The sequence below is a fragment of the Amycolatopsis sp. DG1A-15b genome (assembly GCF_030285645.1).
Lineage (GTDB): Bacteria > Actinomycetota > Actinomycetes > Mycobacteriales > Pseudonocardiaceae > Amycolatopsis.
Genome location: NZ_CP127296.1, coordinates 5,525,001 through 5,544,032, shown reverse-complemented (window position 1 = coordinate 5,544,032; position 19,032 = coordinate 5,525,001). Strand labels below are relative to the sequence as shown.

The following is a 19,032-nucleotide window of genomic DNA, read 5'->3' as shown; positions in this document are numbered from 1 at the left end:
GTGACGGGGATCATACGAATCCCGGACAAGAAATCGCAATAGTTGAACGAACTTACGCAAGTTTGCGACAGGAATTGACGGCTGCGCCGGATGTCCGACGCTCGCTTACCTCCTGCGGAGCAACGACCGGGCAGCCGCGTTCCGCTGCTAGTTTCTGGACATGAGCCAGCGACGTGCGGACGGGAGCGCCGGGGACGCCGACTACGGCGCCATCGGCGGGGTCTACACCGACTACCGCAAGCCGGATCCCCGCATCGGCCAGTACCTCGTCGACGCGCTGGGTGACGCGCGGACCGTGCTGAACGTCGGCGCGGGCGCCGGTGCGTACGAACCCGAAGACCGCGAAGTGACGGCTGTCGAGCCGTCGGCCTCGATGCGTGCGCAGCGCCCGGCGGGCCTGCCGCCGGCGGTCGACGCCGTGGCCGAGAAGCTGCCGTTCCCGGACCGGGCGTTCGAGGGCGCGATGAGCACGTTCAGCGTGCACCAGTGGAACGACCTGTGGGCCGGCCTCAAGGAGATGCGCCGCGTCACGCGCGGCCCGATCGCCATCCTGACCTGCGACCCTCAGCTGCTTCGCCGCTTCTGGCTGCTCGACTACGCGCCCGAAGTGATCGAGACCGAGGCCCGGCGCTACCCGTCGGTCGACGACATCGCCGACGGCCTCGGCGGGCACACCTCGGTGGTCGGCGTGCCGATCCCGATCGACTGCACCGACGGCTTCAACGAGGCCTACTACGCCCGCCCCGAACGCCTCCTCGACCCGGGCGCGCGGCTGTCGTGCTCGGCGTGGAGCTTCGTCGACGACCGCGTGCACCACCGCTTCGCCGCGGAACTGCAGCACGACCTCGACGACGGCACGTGGGAACGCCGCTACGGCAAGCTGCGCGAGCAGCCGACGTTCGAGGGCTCGCTCGTCCTCGTCGTCTCGGACCCCGCGGCGTGACCCCGCCGCCGTTCGACCCGGAGCTGGCCGCGGTCGTCGGCGAGCTGCGCGCCGGCCGGAGCCCGCTGGTGACGCTCGCCGACATCCCCGCACGCCGCGAGGTCGTCGCGGCCGACTTCCGGACCGTCGAAGAGCTGGCGGCCGCGCACCCCGGGTTCACCTTCCGCAAGGAACGCGCCGGCGACGTGCCGCTGCTGGTCGTCACCCCGGCGGACCGGGCCCCGGCCGGCGTCGTCTACCACGTGCACGGCGGCGGCCTGATCGTCGGCAGCCACCTCGGCCCGGACGTGCCGAACCTGCTGGGCTGGGCCGGGAAACTGGGCCTCGCCGTCGTCTCGCCCGGGTACCGGCTGGCGCCGGAGCACCCGTACCCGGCGGCCGTCGAGGACTGCTACGCGGGTCTGCTGTGGACGGTCGAACGGCTGGGCGTCCCGGTGATCGCCGGGATCAGCGCGGGCGGCGGCCTGGCCGCGGCGACGACCCTGCTGGCCCGCGACCGCGGCGGCCCGCTCCCGATCGGGCAGCTGCTGATCTGCCCGATGCTCGACGACCGCAACGACTCGGTGTCGGCCGTCGACCTCGACGGCCGCGGCCTGTGGGACCGGACGGCGAACCACGTCGGCTGGACGGCGTACCTGGGTGACCGCCGTGACGTCCCGGCCTACGCCGCACCGGCCCGCGCCGAGGACCTTTCCGGCCTGCCGCCGGCGTTCCTGGACGTCGGCACGGCCGAGACGTTCCGCGACGAGGTGGTCGCGTACGCGAGCCGGATCTGGCAGGCGGGCGGCGACGCCGAGCTGCACGTGTGGCCGGGCGGCTTCCACGGCTTCGACGCGCTGGTGCCCGAGGCGGCGCTCAGCCGGGCGGCCGTCGCCGCCCGGCTGACCTGGTTGCGGCGCCTGCTCAGGGATGTCTCGTAACCCGGTGAGGGCGTCGGCCGGGCCGATGGTTCCCCCGTTCACGGCCGCTGGAAACCTACCGGGTTGGGGAACTCGCCGAGATGAGCCGCGACACCTTCGGCGACTGCCGCGGTTTCGCCCACGCCAGGCGCACTTTCCTCGCCGGCAGGCCCGCCGGCCCGACTGGGCCGGAACCATCTCGTCCGCCCGGCCCACGACTCCCCAGTTGAGGCTCGTTCGCTGATCGTGGGCGCGGTCCGAACCTCCTCAGCGCCCGCAAGCTACCGGGCGGGTGCGCTCTTCGCGCGGAGTGGCGCGCTCGCGTCGTGCAGGTGTTGCAGGACGTAGTGGTAGGTCTTCAGCAGGCCGCACTGGGCGTAGTCGATCCCGTGTTCGGCGCAGAACGCGCGCACGAGGGGCTGCGCGCGGCGCAGGTTGGCGCGCGGCATGCTCGGGAACAGGTGGTGCTCGATCTGGTAGTTCAACCCGCCGAGCGTGAAGTCGACCCACGGACCGCCGCGGACGTTGCGGCTCGTGAGCACCTGCTTGCGCATGAAGTCCAGCTGCGTCTTGTCGGTGAAGGTGGGCATGCCCTTGTGGCCCGGCGCGAACGAGCAGCCCAGGTAGACGCCCCACAGCCCCTGGTGCACCGCGATGAACGCGACCGCCACCGGCGGGGACAACACCACGAACACCGCACCGAGGTAGACACCGACGTGGGCGATCAGCAGCACCGCCTCGAGCCGACGTGCTTTGACCTCGCCGCGCCACACCGCTTGGATACCTGCCCAGTGCAGGCTCAGCCCTTCCAGCAACAGCAACGGGAAGAACAGTGCCGCCTGGTGCTTCGAAGTCCAGCGCACGAACCCGCTCTTCTCGGCCGACTGCCCGCGGGTGAAGGCGAGCAGCGGGATGTCGATGTCGGGATCGTCGCCTTCGTGGTTGGGATTGGCGTGATGGCGGCGGTGCTTGCCCATCCACCAGCCGTAGCTCATCCCGATGAGACCGCCGAAGGCGTAGCCGGCGCGGTCGTTGGCGTGCCCGGTGCGGAAGATCTGGTTGTGCCCGGCGTCGTGGCCGAGGAACGCGATCTGGGCGAACACCACCGCGAAGAACACCGCGGTGGCCAGCTGCCACCACGAATCGCCCAGCGCCGCGAACACCACGCACCCGCCGGCCAGCGCGAGCAGCGTGAGACCGATCTTCACCGCGTAATAGCCGCGACGACGGTCAAGCAAGCCTTCACCCCGCACGAGGCGAACAAGTTCACTGAAATCGTCACGCGACTTCGCGCGAACCCCGACGCTCTCCGGAGATACCACCATGGAAGCCCTTCCCCAAGTCATGGCGCCGGGGACCGGGGCGACCACTCGTTCACTACTCCGACCGGATTCCCCCGCGGATTCCCCGCTAAACGAGACAGGACCGACACCACGAGAATCGTCAGACGCCCGCCGGAACGACCGCGGGAACGACCGGCTTCCGGCGGGCACCGGGAAGCAGCTGCGGGGGACGGCGGGCCGCCAGGTCCTCGACCCAGCCGAAGGCGAGCACGGCCACGACCGTGAGGACCGCCGCTGTCGCCAGCCGAACCGGCTGGGACGACCACCCGAGCCAGTCGTCGACGGGATAGGACAGGTCGATGGCGACGTTGTGCCACAGGAAGACCGTCACCGCGCGCGCGTTGAGCAGGGTCACCAGCCGGCCGAGCACCGGCGTCCGGTCCAGCCAAGCGAGCTTGGGCGACACCCGCAGGAACACGAGGATCGCGGCGGCGGAGATCAACGCCTGCCCGAGCGGGATGTCGCTGAGATCGACCGTCCCGTCCGGCAGCGGGTGCCCCGCCGTCCACCAGGCGCCCAGTCCGACCGCGGCGGCGAACAGTCCCGCCAGCACGGCCGGGTGGATCCGGCGAAGCAACCCTTCCCGGTGGGCGAAGCCCAGCATCCAGCACGCCCCGAAGGTGACGAAGTCCAGCACGCCCTCGCCGACCGGACCCGAATCGGTCAGCGGGGAGCCCAGCACGGCGTCCACCGCGACGAAGACCAGCGGGGCGAGCACGGTGACGACCGGACGGCGGCGGAACGCGAGCAGCAGCATCGGGCTGAGCAGCACGAACCACAGGTAGGCGCGGAAGTACCACAGCGCCACCGTGAAGTCCGCACCCCAGAGACTGCCCGGCGGGTCCAGGATCGGGAACACCCAGAACACCATCCGCGGCCAGCTCAGGGCGAGGTCGCCGGTGTCTTGGGCCCAGCCGTGCGCGAGCATCAGCCCGACCGCGACCAGGCCGAAGAGCCACAGCGGGGGCAGCAGCCGGCGGATGCGGTGGCCGACGACGTCCACCGCGGGGGTGCGGCGCAGTGAGCTCACCATGAGGGAGCCGCCGAGCGCGAACATCACGCCCATGGACGGGAAGACGAGGCTCAGCCACCCCCAGCCCGTGGCGTGGTAGAGCACGACCCGCACCAGCGCGACCGCGCGCAGGCTGTCGAGCCAGCGGTCCCGGCGCCCCGGCGGCGAGGGTTCGGCGGCCGGAGCGACCCGAGGCTCGACCGGCTCGGCGGGCGCCGCCTCGGCCCGCACGGTGGCCCGCAGGGCACCGATGCGGTGCATCCGTTGCCAGCGCACGAGAATCCCGGACACCGCCGCGCCCAGCGACTGGATGAGGACCACGTACATCAGCTGGCGGTAAACCAGCTGCTGCATCGGGATCAGCCACAGCGCGCTCTTCGGCTCGTCGTCGAGGTGGAAGGCGTACGCGGCGCCCGCGCTCTGCAGCAGCATCACCGACAGCCAAAGCACGAGCGTCGTGCCGGGATCGAGGAAGAACAGCCCGTAGACGAAGAAGACGTCGATCAGCGGTGCGGTCACCGGCAGCACGATCTGGAACGCGAGGACGTGCAGGAGCCCGAACCGGCCCAGGCGGCCCGCCGTGCCCCGCTGGAGGACCGCCCGGCGGTGCCGCCACACCGACTGCATCGTGCCGTAGGTCCAGCGGAACCGCTGCTGCCACAGCTGCCGCAGGGTCGCCGGGGCCTCGGTCCAGGCGACCGCATCGTCCACATAGGCCATCCGCCAGCCGGCACGGCCGATCCCGATGGTCAGATCGGTGTCCTCGGCCAGGGTCAGCGAGCTCACGCCGCCGGCATCGGCGATCGCGGCGCGCCGGAACGCGCCCGCGGCACCCGGGATCGTGCAGATCGACCCGGTCAGGTCGTGCATGCGGCGGTCCACGCTGAACCCGATGACGTACTCGATGTGCTGCAGCCTGGTCAGGAAGGTGTCGCGGTTGACGATCTTCACGTTGCCCGACACCGCCCCGATCCCAGGCCGGGCGAAGGGTTGCACCAGGCGCCGGATGGTGGCGGGCTCGACCACGGTGTCCCCGTCGACCATCACGATGAGGTCGTGCCGGGCCTGCGCGACCCCGGCGTTCAGCGCGGCCGCCTTGCCCTGGTTGCGCTGGCGGAGGACCCGTACCCCGGGCAGCTCGAGGGCTTCGACGAGATCGGCGGTGCCGTCGGTGGACCCGTCGTCGACGACCACGACCTCCACCGGGTGGTCACTGGCCAGGATGGACCGCAGCGCCACTTCGATGTTGGCCGACTCGTTGTAGGCAGGCACGACGACCGAGACCGGTTCGGTCACCGGGGGCCCCCAGCTCCAGCGCGGATGGCGGCGCTGCCGGGCGTGCCTGCCCGCGTAGAAGAGCATCAGCAGCAGGCGGACGATCACCAGCACGCCGACGCCCAGCAGGATCCACTGCAGCCAGGCGACCACGGCGAGGGAAACGCCGATGGCGCCCAGCAGGACCTCACCGGTCACCCGGTCCCGGGCGGTGGCGGGCTGGTTGGCCGGGGCCATCCCGACCGAGGCGGTGACGGTGGTGAAGTGGTAGCCCTGCTCCTGCAGCCGCGGGATCAGCTGATCCAGTGCCGCGACCGTCTCGGACCGGTCGCCGCCGGCGTCGTGCATCAGTACGATCGAACCCGCGTCCGAGGGCGGCGTGGCGTTGTGCACGATCGCCGAGACCCCCGGCCGGGCCCAGTCATCGCTGTCGGTGTCGGTGAAGACGCTGAGGTAACCGCGCGCGGCCGCGGACTGCACGGTGCGGTAGCCGAGATCGTCGACGGCGGAGACGCCGGAGGAATACGGCGGGCGGAAGAGGTTGGTCGTCAGGCCGGTGCTGCCGACGAGCACCATTTCCGTCTGGTCCAGCTCCCGGTCCATCCGCCACGGGGAGACGTCCACCAGGTCGGGGTGGGTGAAGGTGTGCAGCCCGATTTCCGAACCGGAGTCGTGGATCCTGCGAAGGAGTTCCGGATGGCGCGATGCCATCGAGCCGACGACGAAGAACGTCGCGGGCACCTGGTGCTTGCGCAGGATGGAGAGGATCTGGGGCGTCCAGGTCGGATCGGGTCCGTCGTCGAAGGTCAGGGCGATGGTCTTGGCGGCCGGTGCCCGCGAGGCCACCGGCGACCGGGTCGCGTCGACCACCGCGCCACCGTTGATCACCGCGGTGGGCACCGACGCGGTGCCCACCGGGTCGTGCGCCTTGGCGTCGTTGCTGACCTGAGAGCTCGCCAGGCCCGCGATGACGAGCATCACCGACAGCAGGGCCACCGCGATGCCCGCGAACACCCAAGGCAGCCGGAGGCGGCCTCGCCACCTCCGGCGCCCGGTCACAGCAGGTTACCGAGAAGCGATCCGACAGCCCCGGTCACGGGTGCGACCACGTCGCCGACGACCTCGAGCACGGGTGGGACCACGGACACGACCGGCGCCACCGCTGCCGGAGCGGGCGGCGGCACGACCGCGGGCGGAACCACCGCTACCGGCGGAACCACCGCTACCGGCCGCGCCGGCTGAACGGGATCGGCCCGGTTCACCGGCGCCTGGCCGACGGCTGCCTGGTTCTCCGGCTGCTGGTGCACCGCGGCCGCGGGCCCACTCGTGCCACTCTGCGCTCCGCCTGCGGGCTGCTTTCCCTCCGGCGCGTTGCCGCTCGCCACCGGGGACAGGGGAAGCACGTTCGCCGGGATGGCGATCCGCGGCCCGGAGCTCCGGCCCGTCCCCGGCGACTGCTTCTCTCCCGGGCCGGCGGCCGGCTGGTACCCCGCACCCGGGGCAGCCGGAAGGCCGCCCGGCGCGGAATTCGCCCGGGCGTCGGCGGAGGCGGACGTCGAGGGCTGGTTGGCCAGCAACAGCCCGGTACCGGCGATGAACGCGACCCCCGCGACGGCCAGTACCCCGGCCGAACCGCGAACCAGCAGCCGCCGGCGCCCGCTCGGATCGACGAAGACCGGATCGACGCGACGGTTCGCCTCGGCGTTGCGGGCCTGCTGACGTTTGCCGGAACCGAGTCCGGCGAACAGATCCGGACCGCGCGGGTAATGCTGGGTGACCACGGTGACTCCTTCATGAACTCGTGAATCAGGGGAACCGGTCAGGAGCCGGAGATACTCGGAAGCGGCGAGCACGACGCGCGGCTGAGCCCCCAGCGGCGCGGAAGCAGTGTGGCAACTCCACACGCCCTCCTGCGTGTTGCTCTCCGTGTTCCCAGCATCCGGTCCGAGCGTGGGTGACAGCTAGGGCCTTGCGTCACATCAACTGCGCCGAAGAGACCAACCTTCCGGGCTCACGACCCCCAAAAAGTGATATCACTGGGCCATTCGGCTGAACCCGGCCGCGAGGCGAAACGTCGGGCGCACCAGCCCCGACTGCCGCCGGAGGCGGACTATCGGTCACCGAATCGCTCCCCGGCGGAAGTCGGCCTACCATTCTTCAAGAGCAGCACGTCGCGGCAACCCCGGACCCCGGTGGCCGAACACGCGTCACCCGCCCACCGGGAGCAGCTGATGACCAGCGTCCAGAACACGACGAAACCCCTCATCACCCGCGAGTTCAGCCGGCGGGCGGCCGACGCCTGGATCCGCGCCGCGGACGCCGGGATCATCGACGCCGCGGAACTCGTCTGGTTGCTGGAGCACCTGCCGGCGGAACCGGCGCGGCCGAAGGTGACCGGGTGACGGCCGGGAGCCACTCCCGGCCCTCGACGGCCGACCCGGCGCCGGCGTGGGAATCCGCGGAGGTCGATCTGCCCGGCCGGATGCTGACGCTGGTCTACCGGGTCGCGTGCCAGACCGGCCATTCCCGGCGGACGAGTGCCACGTTGTGCACCCGGATCCTTTGCGCACAGCCGGATGCCACCGAATCGCGGGCGGTCGCGGACGCCGGACGGCAGGTGCGCGCCCGCGTCCTGACGGAGCTGCGCGCCGACCTCGGCCGGCGGATCGATCGGCCACGGCTGGACGCGGCACTGCGGGACGCGGTACTGCTCGACGAAGTGACGCTGCTGCCGCCGCGCCAGCGCTTCGCCTTGTGGTCGACGGCGGTGGACCACCTCACGACGGCCGAACTAGCCACCCGCACGGGCTGGACGTCTCCCCAGATCGTCCGGCTGCTGCGGGGCGCGCTGCGCACCGTGACTTCGAAAGCCACCTTGCCCGCGTGAAAGGGCGACGCACCGGTCACGCAAAGACGACACGCCGACTCATTCCGAACCTCTCAGGCCAGTAGTCCCTGCAGTTCGTCCACCGCGTGGGTCAGTTCGCGGGCGAAGCGGTCCATCTCCGCCGAGACGTGCTTCGGCGTGCTCAGGTAGATGTTCCAGCGGTCCGGCAGCAGCACGTAGGCGATGCCGATGCACTGCGGGCTGGTCGAGCCGAAGCCGAAGTACCGGATGTTGACCGACGGCGCCGAGCTGGTGCTCAGGTAGTCGTCGCGCATCTTCAGCCAGCCCGGCGAGGTGTACAGCGCCGGGGTTTCGGTGTCCCCACGCCGTTTCCCGATCAGCTGCAGCTCCCACAGGTGCTGCTCCGGTGCGTCCCCGGCCTGGCACTCCTTCGCGCGGGCAACGTGCTTCGCCGCCGCGGCCCGGAACGCTTCGCGCTTCTCTTCCGCGGAGGCGTCGGAGGTCAGGACATCGGCGAAGCGCACGACTTCCGGTGTCACGACCCGCATGGCCTCGGTCCGGCCGTTCTGGAACTGCCGGGTCGCGATCGATTCGTACGTCGCGCCGGTCAGGCCCTTCGCGCGGCGGTGGGCCAGCTGGTACGCCATCTGGGCGAAGGCGTCCGGCGACATCCCCAGCTCCTTGGCCCGGTTCGCCCCGAAGTCGAACGACACGGTCGCCGTCGCCGTCGCGTCCGCGTAGGCCTTGAAGGCTTCTCGGGCGGCGCGCGCGTCTTCGCGGAGGGCGTCGGTCAGCGTGAACTCGACGACCTCGTGGCCGGGGACCCCGTCAGCCGGTTCGCGCTCCTCGCGCGAACCGCTCAACAGCGCGTCGGTGAAGCCGAGGATCGTCGTGCCGTCGAGTTCGCAGTGCTCGACGTTGATCCCCGCGGTGCCGTCCTCGAACACGATGAGCGACACGGCCTTGTCGTACCAGCGGTTGTCGCCGTACAGCAGCCGGTCGGCCGCTTCCAGTGCGTCCGCCGGCGTGAAGTCGTCCAGGCACAGGCAGAACAACGCGGTCTCGATGGTCTCCAAGGCGGCGGCGTTGCCCGCTTCGAGCAGCGAGGCCCGCGAAGCGGCCCACTCCGCGCGTGCCTTCGTCGTGAGGGGCCCGGCCGGGACGTCGGTGACGTGGTCGTCCTTGAGGATCGCGCGCAGCCCGTCGGCCAGCTGCGCCGGCGAGTGGGGGCGGCCGTCTTCGGCGAGGACGTCCATCCGGAACGGCGTGCCCTTCGAGAACACGACGATGTGCCGCTCGGGCGACGGGTACCGCGTGCGCGCGGTGTCGAGCACCTCGCCCGGGATCCGCGTCGCCGAGAACAGGTACTTGTGCTGCACCATCGACTGCGGCGTGCCGCGCAGGAGCACCGGCGGCACGAGTTCCCGGTCCAGCTTCAGCTTGTAGTCCACGGCGGACGCGGTCAGCTCGGCCGCGCGCTCCACCTGGCCGAGCGGGGAGTCCTGGAACAGGAAGAAGAAGTTGGCGTTGAGCGCGATCCGGTCGCGGCGGCCGAGGTAGCGATACGGCCAGAACGTGTCGAGCCAGCTGCGCACGCCCGGCGAGCGGTCGTACTCCTCGAGCCGGGCCTGCAGCTCCGGCCCGGGCCCCGCCAGGAACGCCGCGACCGCGGCTTCGGTCTCGGCCAGCTCCTCCGGTGTCAGCAGCGGAGCACACCACTCGAGGAAGCGGCGGCCGCTGTCCTCCAAGGTGGGGACGGGGACGCGGGGGAGCCGGTCCTCGTTGCCGAACGTGCGGGTGGACCATTCCGGACTGCTCACGGTCATCCTTTTGATTGGGGGAGTCTCAAACTTCTTGCGGGGTCCGGGTGGCGAAGCCCCCGGCTCGGGGCGAAGCCCCGAATGTCACAGTTCGGGGAAGCCTGCAGGACGGGATACATACAGCTGCGCGTAGAGCCACCCGTCGGACTCCAGCCCGGTGGGGTCGACCCCGGCCGCGCTCAACGTGTCCAGGATCTGCGTCTGTTCCTCGGCGGAGGCGAACTGCCGCTGCCGGAAGACACCTTCGACGCTCGTCGTCTCGTACCCCAGCTCGGCCAGGCTCTCGGCAATCGGCTCGTAGGAGAACATCCGCAGCACGAAGTGCGCCATCCACGGCCGCGCGCCGCGGGCGACCCGGTTGAGGGTCTTCTCGGTGACGTACCCGACGCAGCCGGTAGAGATCACGAGGTCGACGTCGTCCAGCAGCTTCTGCTGGGTGCCGTCCGGGTCGTCGCGTTCGAGGTCGGCGTGGATCGCTTCGTCGAGGAACCCGGCGGAAAGCGCGTACTCGAGCGCCGGGGCCGAGCTGTCGAGGCCGTAAAACCGCGGGTTGCCACTTCGGACGCGCGCCCGGTCCGCCTCGACTAGCGCCGCGTGGTCCAGCGCGCGCACGGCCGGATCCGTGTAGTGGGCATAGAGGTCGTCCATCGTCGCTTCGCAGCGCTGCAAGGCCGCGTTGACGCCGTACGAGCAGCCGACGTCGAGCACGGTCGGCCGCTCGGCGGGGTGCTCGGCGATCAGCCGCGCGAAGTACGGCTTCGCCAGCTGCGGGATGTGGTAGCCGACGCGCTTCAGCGTGCCGAAGAACGGACGCGGGTCGGGCGCGGTGTAGATGTGGTCGAACGAGATCTTGCCGGTCGAGTCGAAAGGCACGGGCCAGGCTCCTGATCCAGTCGAGTGATCTAGTCGAGCAGCTCGTCGCCGCGGATGGCGCGCTCCGCGAGGTGGGCGGGCAGGACGCGGCCGAACAGCTGGCGGGTCCGCTCCGCGCTGCCGATCACGCCAGGACGCTCGCTGTAGGCGAAGATCGCGGAGTGCCGCGCGATCGCGCCCTCCACGGTACTGACCCGGTGCAGCGCGAAGCGTCCTTTGAACAGCTGGAGATCACCGGGCCGCAGGTCCAGGCGCCGGACCAGCCGGGTGTCGCCGGCCAGCACCGAGCGCACGGCGGCGAAGTTCTCGTCCGCGGCGGACCGGATGTTCGGGCAGTACTCGAACGTGCCGCCGTCGGCCGCGGCCTGCGTCAGCATGCTGACGGTGTGGGTGTTCGTGTCGAAGTGCCACGGGTGCGCGCGGCCGGGCGCGATCACGTTGAGCGTCAGCCCGGACAGCGGGTCGGCGAGTTCGTGCAGCTCCGGCAGCCCGAAGCAGTCCGCGACGAACCGCCGGAACAGCGGGCTGGTGTAGAGCCGGCCGATGATCGACGACGCCGGGATGTGGTCGCGCGCGACGAAAGCGTTGCCGCGTTCCATGATCGTCCGGCCGGGGTGGCCTTCGGGCAGCGGCTCGCCGATCGCGGTGTTGTAGGCGTTGACCTTTTCGATCTTCGTGTAGGCGTGCGGTTCGAGCGCCGCGCACTCTTCGCGCAGCACGTCGTGCAGCTCGGGGCGGATGAAGTCGGCGAGCACGCTGCAGCCGGCCCCGGCCAGCTCGGCGCGGGTGCGGCCGACCGTCTCCCGCCAGGCGGGACGATCCGGATCGGTGAGCGGGTAGCGGTCGGTGTCGACCATTTCCAGTGGCGCTACCGAGGTGCTCATCGTCGAGGTCCCTTCCGGCGGGTGAAGGAACAGAGGTAGCACAAAATCCCGCTGGTCAACCGTCGGTTTGTGAGCGGTGACACACGGTCGTCAATTGCCGATCCGGCTGGCCCACGCGCTGAGCTTGACCGTGTCGGTGGTGCCGAGGTCGGTCTCCAGGGGCTGCTTCTGCGCGGGTTCGCCCGGAAGCGGGACCACCGAGATCGCGGCGCCGGTGTGCTTGTCGCCGCTGGTGACGGTCGCCGACCAGGCGAGCACCGACAGCGCCTTTTCGCCCGGCTGGAGCGTGAGGTCCTGCGGACCCGGATCGGGCGCGAAGTAGGAAGTTTCGTGCAGGATCTGGACGTCGAGCGGCGCACCGTCGCCCGCCAGGATCTTCAGGTCCGGGTAGCCGGTGACCTTGCGCGGCGCGGCGTCCCGGTTGGTCAGGGTCAGGACGCTGGCGCGGTGCCCGAGCCCGGCTTCGACCTGACCGACCGAAAGGGACAGCCCGCTCGACGGCGGTGGCGCGTACGTCGGGCTCGGTGCCGTCGTGGGCACCGGCGCGGGCGGCGGCGGAGTGCTGCAACCCGCGAGAAGCGCGACGACGAGAAGTGGTGCGAAACGATAAACCCCCATGCGGCGCAAGGGTAGCGGGCGCCCCGGAAGGCGCCCGCCCCACCTCACGGAGTCAGCAGCGGCAGGAGCGGCTTGCGCACCTGCGTCGCGACGCCGTCCGAAGCCTCCGCCGCGGCGAGCCGCTCGGCCGAGGGCCGTCCGTAGCCCGTCGTGCGCTGCACCAGCGGCCGGCCCAGCGGCTCGACCATCGCCCGCATGTCGCTGATCGTCTTGTACGACCCGTTCGACGCGCCGGCCATCCGGCTGATCGTCTCCTCCATCAGCGTGCCGCCGATGTCGTTGACGCCGCCCTGCAGCACCGCGCGGCTGCCCTCGGTGCCGAGCTTCACCCAGGAGCTCTGGATGTTGTCGATCATCCCGTGCAGCAGCAGCCGGGCCAGCGCGTGCACCGCCCGGTTCTCGTTCTGCGTCGCGCCCGGGCGGGCCAGGCCGGCGAGGTAGATCGGCGAGCTCTGGTGGATGAACGGCAGCAGCACGAACTCGCTGAACCCGCGCCGCCCGTGCTTCTCCAGGCCTTCGCGCTGCAGCCGCGCGAGCAGCTTCAGGTGCGCGACCCAGTGCGCGGGGGTGTCGACGTGGCCGTACATCATCGTGGACGTTGTCGGCAGCCCGACCTCGTGCGCGGTCGTGACGACCTTGATCCACTCCGACGTCGGCAGCTTGCCCTTGGTGAGCACCCAGCGGACGTCGTCGTCGAGGATCTCCGCGGCCGTGCCCGGCAGCGAGTCGACGCCGGCTTCCTTGGCCTTGATGAGCCAGTCCTTCAGCGACAGGTTGCTCCGCGAAGCGCCGTTCACGACCTCCATCGGGCTGTAGGAGTGCAGGTGGATCTCCGGCTGACGGCGCTTGACCTCGGCCGCGAGGTCGAAGTACGCGGTGCCCGGCAGGTCCGGGTGGATGCCGCCCTGCATGCAGATCTCGGTGGCACCGGCGGCCCACGCCTCGTCGACGCGGTCGCCGACCTGCTCCAGCGAGAGCGTGTACGCGTCGGCGTCGGTGCGACGCTGCGCGAAGGCGCAGAAGCGGCAACCCGTGTAGCAGACGTTCGTGAAGTTGATGTTCCGCGTGACGACGAACGTGACGTCGTCCCCGACCGTCTCCCGCCGCAGGTCGTCGGCGAGCTTCGTGAAGGCGTCCAGCTCCTTGCCCTCGGCCGACAGCAGCGCGAGCGCCGCGTCGTCGGACAGCCCGGCGGGGTCCTTTTCCGCGCTGCGCAAGGCTTCCAGGACGGTGGAGTCGAACTTCTGCGGCCCGGTCTTGATCCGGTCGCCGATCTCCTTCCAGTCCCCGTAGACCGAGTCGAAGTCACTGCGGCGGTCTTCGGTGCGGCCGGTGGTGTCGATCTCGGTGTGCAGGTCGGTGCGCCCGGACTCCTGCCAGCCGCCGTCCGGCTCCTGCCACGGGATGCCGACCGGCATCGCGCCCTCGCGGGCCATCCCGGTCTCGTAGTCGACGAGCGCGGCGACGTGCCGCGTGATCCGCGGGTCCAGCCAAGGCTCGCCGGCCTTGACGTACTCCGGGTAGATGGTGAGCCGTTCCTTGAGCTCGAAGCCGGCCTTCTCGGTGCGCCGGGCGAGCTCGTCGATCTGCGGCCACGCGCGTTCCGGGTTGACGTGGTCCGGGGTCAGCGGCGAGACGCCGCCCCAGTCGTCGATGCCCGCGCGGATCATCAGGTCGTACTGGTTGCCGATCAGGTTCGGCGGCGCCTGGATGCGCATCTTCGGGCCGAGCACCAGCCGCGCCACGGCGATGTTCGCGGCGAGTTCTTCGAGGTCGGCGTCCGGCGTCGCGCGCATCTTCGTGTCCGGCTTGGCCCGGAAGTTCTGCACGATGACTTCCTGGATGCCGCCGTAGGTCTTGGCGACCTTGCGGATCTCGAACAGCGCGTCCGCGCGCTCCTCGAACGTCTCGCCGATGCCGATGAGGACGCCGGTGGTGAACGGGACGCTGCTGCGCCCGGCGTCTTCGAGCACGCGCAGCCGGACCGCGGGCTCCTTGTCCGGCGAGCCGTAGTGCGGGCCGCCCTTCTCGCTCCACAGCCGGGTCGCGGTCGTCTCCAGCATCATGCCCATCGACGGCGCGACCGGCTTGAGCCGCTGGAAGTCCTGCCAGGTCAGCACGCCCGGGTTGAGGTGCGGCAGCAGGCCGGTCTCCTCCAGCACCCGGATCGCCATCGCGCGGACGTAGGAGAGCGTGTCGTCGTAGCCGTGCGCGTCCAGCCAGTCGCGGGCGGCCTTCCACCGGTCCTCGGGCCGGTCGCCGAGCGTGAAGAGGGCTTCCTTGCAGCCCATCTCGGCACCCTTGCGGGCGATGTCGAGGACCTCGTCGGGGGACAGGAACGGCGATTCGAGCCGGCCGGGCACGGTGACGAACGTGCAGTAGCCGCAGCGGTCGCGGCACAGCCGGGTCAGCGGGATGAACACCTTCTTGCTGTAGGTGATGACGCCGGCGCGCCCGGCCTCGGCCAGGCCCGCGTCGCGGATGCGCGAGGCGTACTCGGACAGCTGGGTGAGGTCGTCACCGCGGGCGTGCAGCAGGACGCTCGCTTCGGCTACGTCGAGTGTCTTCCCGTCACGCGCCCGGGCGAGCGCGCGGCGCATCGCGGAGGCGGTCGGGGTGGTCGCGTCGGGTTCGGGTCCCATTCCACCCACGCTAGGACCGCCGTCGCGGGACCAGCCAGGGTGCGTTCCGCACCTGTCTGGTCGTCATTCTGCACCCGATCGTCGTCGCAGGTCAGCGGGCCGACGGGGTTGTCGATCAGTCGTCCGGCGTGTATTACCTAAAGGGTGGCATCGGTGGTCGGCAAGAAGATCGGCGGACGGACCTACTACTACCTGGCGGAGTCCGCCCGGGTCGACGGCAAACCGCGTGTGGTGACCCAGCGTTATCTCGGCACGGCCGACGAGATCGCCCGCGCCGTCCCGGGCGGCGAGCCGGCGTCGGCTTCGTACCGCACGTACGGCGACGTCGCCGCGGTCTGGGCGACGCTTTCGCGGCTGGACTTCGTCCGCCGGGTCGACGACGTCGTGCGCTCGAAGCCGGGCTTGGGGCTGACCCTCGCCGTCGCGGTGCTGCACCGAGCGACGGCTCCGGAGACGCCGATCGCCCAGTGGTGGGCTTCCGGGGCGGCCGCGGACCTGGTCCGGCCCCGGCTGTCCACGGTGGACGGCATGTGGCGGGCCCTCGAACGCCTCACCCCGGAACGCATCGCGGGCATCGAGGAAGCCGTCGCCGCCGCGGTCCTGGACACCCTGGACGACCACGCGGCGCTCGCCGTCGACGTGCCGCAGTTCGCCGCGTTCGCCCCGGCGGACTGCACGCTGCCGTCGGCCTGCCGGGGCGTGCTCGCCGGAGCGGGCCTGCGGGTGACCCGCGACGGCGCGATCCCCCTGGCGTCGCGGCTCTACCGGCGCGACGACGGGACGGCGCCGACCTTCGCTTCGCTGATGGCGGGGCTGGGCCCGGCCACGCTGGTCTTCCACGCCGGTCAGGCGGCCCAGCTGGACCTGGGCTCGCGCAGCGGCTTCGTGGGGTCGCTGCCGCTGACCGACCACCCGGAGCTGCTGACCCAGCCCGCGTCCGCGCGCAAGCGCGTCGACCCCGAGCGGTTCGCCGGGCTCACCGCGCTGGACACGCACGCGGTCGTCGACGGCGTCCGGCGGCGGGTGATTCTCACCCATTCGGCGACACTGCACGCGGCGCAGTCCCGCGCGTTCGCCGACGAGCTGGCCACCGCGACCCGCGAGCTCGACGGGCTCGCGGAGGCCCTGGCGGCGGGCACCCACCGCGGCGACCGTGCGCAGGTCCACGCCGAAATCGGGCGCGTGACCCGCGGCCGGCGCATCGAGCGCGTGCTCACCGCCGTCCTGAGCGGGAACCGGCCCGGCGAGATCCGGGTGGACCGCCGGATCGACACGGCCGCGCTGGCCCGGCTGGACGAGGAGTTCTTCGGCAAGCAGGTGCTGGTCACCGACCGGGACTGGCCCATCGGGGACGTGGTCACCGCCTACCGGGCCCGGACCCACCTCGAATCGACGTTCCGCTGGCTCACCGGCCCCGCCGTCACCGGCCCGACCCCGCGCTGGGAGTGGACGCGGCAGCGGATCGCGGCACACGGGCTCGTCTCGGTGCTCGCCGCGACCGTCACCCACCTGATGCGGCGCGAGGCCGACCGGGCGGGGATGAACCTGTCGGTCCGGGAGCTGCTGGACCAGCTCGCGAGCATCGGCGAGCTGGTCCTGCGATATCCGTCGACCGGCGGGCGGCCGCGGGCGAAACGCCTGCTGACCGAGCTGGACCCGGCTCAGCAGGCGTTGTTCTCCCTCTTTCAGGACTCCCGGTAGATCTGCAGCGCCGAGAAGCTCTGGACCACCGGCATCAGCTCGATGACGTTGATGTTCACGTGCTTCGGCTGGCTCGCGGCCCAGTGGACGGACTCGGCGACGTCCTCAGCGGTCAGCGGGGTCGTGCCTTCGTAGACCTTGTCGGCCTTGGCCTGGTCGCCGTCGAAGCGGACCTTCGAGAAGTCCGTGCCACCGACCATGCCCGGCTCGATGGTGGTGACGCGCACGCCGGTGCCGTGCAGGTCGCTGCGCAGGTTGAGGCTGAACTGGTGGACGAACGCCTTGGTCGCGCCGTAGACGTTGCCGCCGGGGTAGGGGTAGGTGCCGGCGATCGAGCCGATGTTGATCACGTGCCCGCGGCCGCGCTCGACCATGCCCGGGAGCAGCGCGCGCGTGACGTGCGTGAGGCCGCGGACGTTGGTCGCGATCATCTCGTCCCAGTCCCGCAGGTCCGCCTTGTGGGCGGGCTCGAGGCCCTTGGCCAGGCCGGCGTTGTTGACCAGGACGTCCACCTCCCGCCAGCTCTGCGGGAGGCCTTCGACGGCGCTTTTGACCGCCTCGGGGTCGCTGACGTCGAGTTTCACCGGCAGGACGGCGTCGCCGAGCTCGCCGGCCAGCTTTTCCAGCTTGTCCTCGCTCCGGGCGACGGCGATCACGCGGGCGCCCTCGGCGGCGAACCGGCGCGCGATGGCGTCACCGAAGCCGGCGCTCGCGCCGGTCACGAACACGGTCTGCTGGGTCATGGGGTCGCTCCGCTGTCGTTCAGGAAGGTGCTGAGTGCCTCGTCGAACTCGGTCTCGCGCTCCAGATTAGGCAGGTGGCCCGCGCCCTCGACCACCACCAGGGTGGCAGCCTTCGTCTTCCGGTGGATGAGCTCGGCGTCGGCGACGGGGGTGAACTCGTCCTCGCTGCCGACGACGACCAGGGTGGGGACGGCGATGTCGCTCAGTCCCGGCGTGTAGTCGGGGCGCTCGGCGCGGCCCCTGAGCGCGGCCGCGGCTCCCTCCGCTGGGGCGTTGCGCATCATCCTGAGGACGTGCGCCTCGACGTCCGGCCGGGTCGCCCGGGTCTGCTTCGAGATCATCTTGGGCAGGAGCTCCTCGGCGTAGCGCGCCATGCCTTCCGCGCTGATCCGGTCGGCGGTGTCGTAGCGGGCCTGCTTGGCCTCGGGGGTGTCGAGGCCCGAGAAGGTGTCGGCCAGGACGAGAGCGGCGACGCGCTCGGGGTGGTCCGCCACGAGTTGCATGACGATCTGGCCGCCCATGGAGAGGCCGCCGAGGACGAACCGGTCCAGCTCCAGGTGGTCGGCCAGCTCGACGAGGTCTCCGGCGAAGACGTCGAGGCCGGTCTTCGTGCCTGGGGTGCGGGACTCGCCGTAGCCGCGGAGGTCGGGGGTCACGACGCGGTAGCCGCTGCCCGCCAGGTGCTGGGCCTGGGGCCGCCACATCGAGCGGTCGAAGGGGTGGCCGTGGACGAGGAGGACCGGTCGCCCGTTCTTCGGGCCGAGGTCGTCGTGCGCGAGTCTCATGCGGCCGACGCTAGGCGGAGCTTTACTGCGGAGCAATACGGCGCAATGTAGTCGGAGCAATATTCTTTCGGTGGCGCTCCCGGCCGGTTCGGGGCAGACTGAGGCCGGGACGGGCTCCGTCATGGGGTCTGACCTGCGCTGATCTTGTTAAGGGACCCCCCTGTTTCGGGCCCTTTCGGGGCATGTAAAGTTCTCCAAGTCGCCAGGGAAACCGGGTGGCCACCGGGACACGAACCAAGCTCTCGCGGATCGCGATTGAGTGGGTGTCCCACCAAAAACTGCTAGGAATACTCGCTTCGGGTAAGGCCGCTTGACGGCGGTGCGACTCGGGGTGTGTTGCTTGAGAACTCAACAGTGTGCTAGTGAACTAAGCCAGTAGAGCTTATGTATTGAACCTCGTATGAGGTTCCTTTGAGAGCAAGTATTTTGCCTCGATTAAACTGTTCATTGATGGAGAGTTTGATCCTGGCTCAGGACGAACGCTGGCGGCGTGCTTAACACATGCAAGTCGAACGATGAAGCCTTCGGGTGGATTAGTGGCGAACGGGTGAGTAACACGTGGGTAATCTGCCCTGCACTCTGGGATAAGCCTTGGAAACGAGGTCTAATACCGGATATCACAACCTTGGGCATCCAGGGTTGTTGA

Annotated in this window: 15 protein-coding genes and 1 rRNA gene (1 of these 16 cut by a window edge); 6 read left to right on the top strand and 10 right to left on the bottom strand. The window is 70.6% G+C overall.

Translation table 11 applies throughout. The features are described 5' to 3' along the window. The first annotated feature begins 160 nt into the window (after positions 1-160). The gene (locus QRY02_RS25335; RefSeq protein WP_285985342.1) at positions 161-943 is read left to right on the top strand and encodes a class I SAM-dependent methyltransferase; all 783 of its coding nucleotides are present in this window, start codon (positions 161-163) and stop codon (positions 941-943) included. Further along, positions 940-1,863: an alpha/beta hydrolase gene (locus tag QRY02_RS25330; RefSeq protein ID WP_285985341.1), complete on the top strand. Its 924-nt coding sequence runs from the start codon at positions 940-942 to the stop codon at positions 1,861-1,863. The genes QRY02_RS25335 and QRY02_RS25330 overlap by 4 nt, the downstream gene beginning before the upstream one ends. 260 nt (positions 1,864-2,123) lie before the next feature. Here QRY02_RS25330 and QRY02_RS25325 read toward each other — a convergent pair whose 3' ends face one another. The 3 genes from QRY02_RS25325 to QRY02_RS25315 form a co-directional block, all read right to left on the bottom strand. Further along, positions 2,124-3,167: a fatty acid desaturase family protein gene (locus QRY02_RS25325; RefSeq protein WP_285985340.1), complete on the bottom strand. Its 1,044-nt coding sequence runs from the start codon at positions 3,165-3,167 to the stop codon at positions 2,124-2,126. A gap of 118 nt (positions 3,168-3,285) precedes the next feature. Then, the gene (locus QRY02_RS25320) at positions 3,286-6,486 is read right to left on the bottom strand and encodes a glycosyltransferase (RefSeq protein ID WP_285985339.1); all 3,201 of its coding nucleotides are present in this window, start codon (positions 6,484-6,486) and stop codon (positions 3,286-3,288) included. Between the two features lie 41 nt (positions 6,487-6,527). After that, positions 6,528-7,253: a hypothetical protein gene (locus QRY02_RS25315; RefSeq protein WP_285985338.1), complete on the bottom strand. Its 726-nt coding sequence runs from the start codon at positions 7,251-7,253 to the stop codon at positions 6,528-6,530. A 450-nt stretch (positions 7,254-7,703) separates the two neighbouring features. Between QRY02_RS25315 and QRY02_RS25310 the strand changes: the two genes are divergently transcribed. Beyond that, complete coding sequence (locus QRY02_RS25310) at positions 7,704-7,874, top strand: hypothetical protein (protein WP_285985337.1); 171 nt, start codon at positions 7,704-7,706, stop codon at positions 7,872-7,874. Beyond that, a complete protein-coding gene (locus QRY02_RS25305) occupies positions 7,871-8,359 on the top strand; it encodes a sigma-70 RNA polymerase sigma factor region 4 domain-containing protein (RefSeq protein ID WP_285985336.1) in 489 nt (162 codons plus the stop codon). Before QRY02_RS25310 ends, QRY02_RS25305 begins: the two co-directional genes overlap by 4 nt. Before the next feature lie 53 nt (positions 8,360-8,412). Here the strand turns inward: QRY02_RS25305 and QRY02_RS25300 are convergent, their stop codons facing one another. The 5 genes from QRY02_RS25300 to QRY02_RS25280 form a co-directional block, all read right to left on the bottom strand. Continuing rightward, on the bottom strand, positions 8,413-10,146 hold the full coding sequence (locus tag QRY02_RS25300; protein ID WP_285985335.1) for a choline/carnitine O-acyltransferase: 1,734 nt from the start codon (positions 10,144-10,146) through the stop codon (positions 8,413-8,415). 78 nt (positions 10,147-10,224) lie between these two features. After that, entirely contained in the window at positions 10,225-11,013 is a 789-nt protein-coding gene (locus QRY02_RS25295; RefSeq protein WP_285985334.1) for a class I SAM-dependent methyltransferase, read from the bottom strand. Positions 11,014-11,042: 29 nt separating this feature from the next. Continuing rightward, positions 11,043-11,897, bottom strand: coding sequence for a HalD/BesD family halogenase (locus QRY02_RS25290; RefSeq protein ID WP_285985333.1), 855 nt, complete (start codon positions 11,895-11,897; stop codon positions 11,043-11,045). A gap of 90 nt (positions 11,898-11,987) precedes the next feature. Beyond that, the gene (locus QRY02_RS25285; protein WP_285985332.1) at positions 11,988-12,515 is read right to left on the bottom strand and encodes a DUF4232 domain-containing protein; all 528 of its coding nucleotides are present in this window, start codon (positions 12,513-12,515) and stop codon (positions 11,988-11,990) included. 44 nt (positions 12,516-12,559) lie between these two features. After that, on the bottom strand, positions 12,560-15,157 hold the full coding sequence (locus QRY02_RS25280) for a bifunctional FO biosynthesis protein CofGH (protein ID WP_285985331.1): 2,598 nt from the start codon (positions 15,155-15,157) through the stop codon (positions 12,560-12,562). 153 nt (positions 15,158-15,310) lie between these two features. Here QRY02_RS25280 and QRY02_RS25275 point away from each other — a divergent pair, with 153 nt between their 5' ends. Next, on the top strand, positions 15,311-16,858 hold the full coding sequence (locus tag QRY02_RS25275; RefSeq protein WP_285993913.1) for an IS1634 family transposase: 1,548 nt from the start codon (positions 15,311-15,313) through the stop codon (positions 16,856-16,858). Here QRY02_RS25275 and QRY02_RS25270 read toward each other — a convergent pair. Together QRY02_RS25270 and QRY02_RS25265 are read right to left on the bottom strand one after the other, a co-directional pair. After that, positions 16,843-17,601: an SDR family oxidoreductase gene (locus QRY02_RS25270; protein WP_285985330.1), complete on the bottom strand. Its 759-nt coding sequence runs from the start codon at positions 17,599-17,601 to the stop codon at positions 16,843-16,845. The genes QRY02_RS25275 and QRY02_RS25270 overlap by 16 nt on opposite strands. Beyond that, on the bottom strand, positions 17,598-18,386 hold the full coding sequence (locus QRY02_RS25265; RefSeq protein WP_285985329.1) for an alpha/beta fold hydrolase: 789 nt from the start codon (positions 18,384-18,386) through the stop codon (positions 17,598-17,600). The genes QRY02_RS25270 and QRY02_RS25265 overlap by 4 nt, the downstream gene beginning before the upstream one ends. A 447-nt stretch (positions 18,387-18,833) precedes the next feature. Here QRY02_RS25265 and QRY02_RS25260 point away from each other — a divergent pair. Beyond that, positions 18,834-19,032 (top strand): 16S ribosomal RNA (locus QRY02_RS25260); it runs 1,316 nt beyond the window's last position.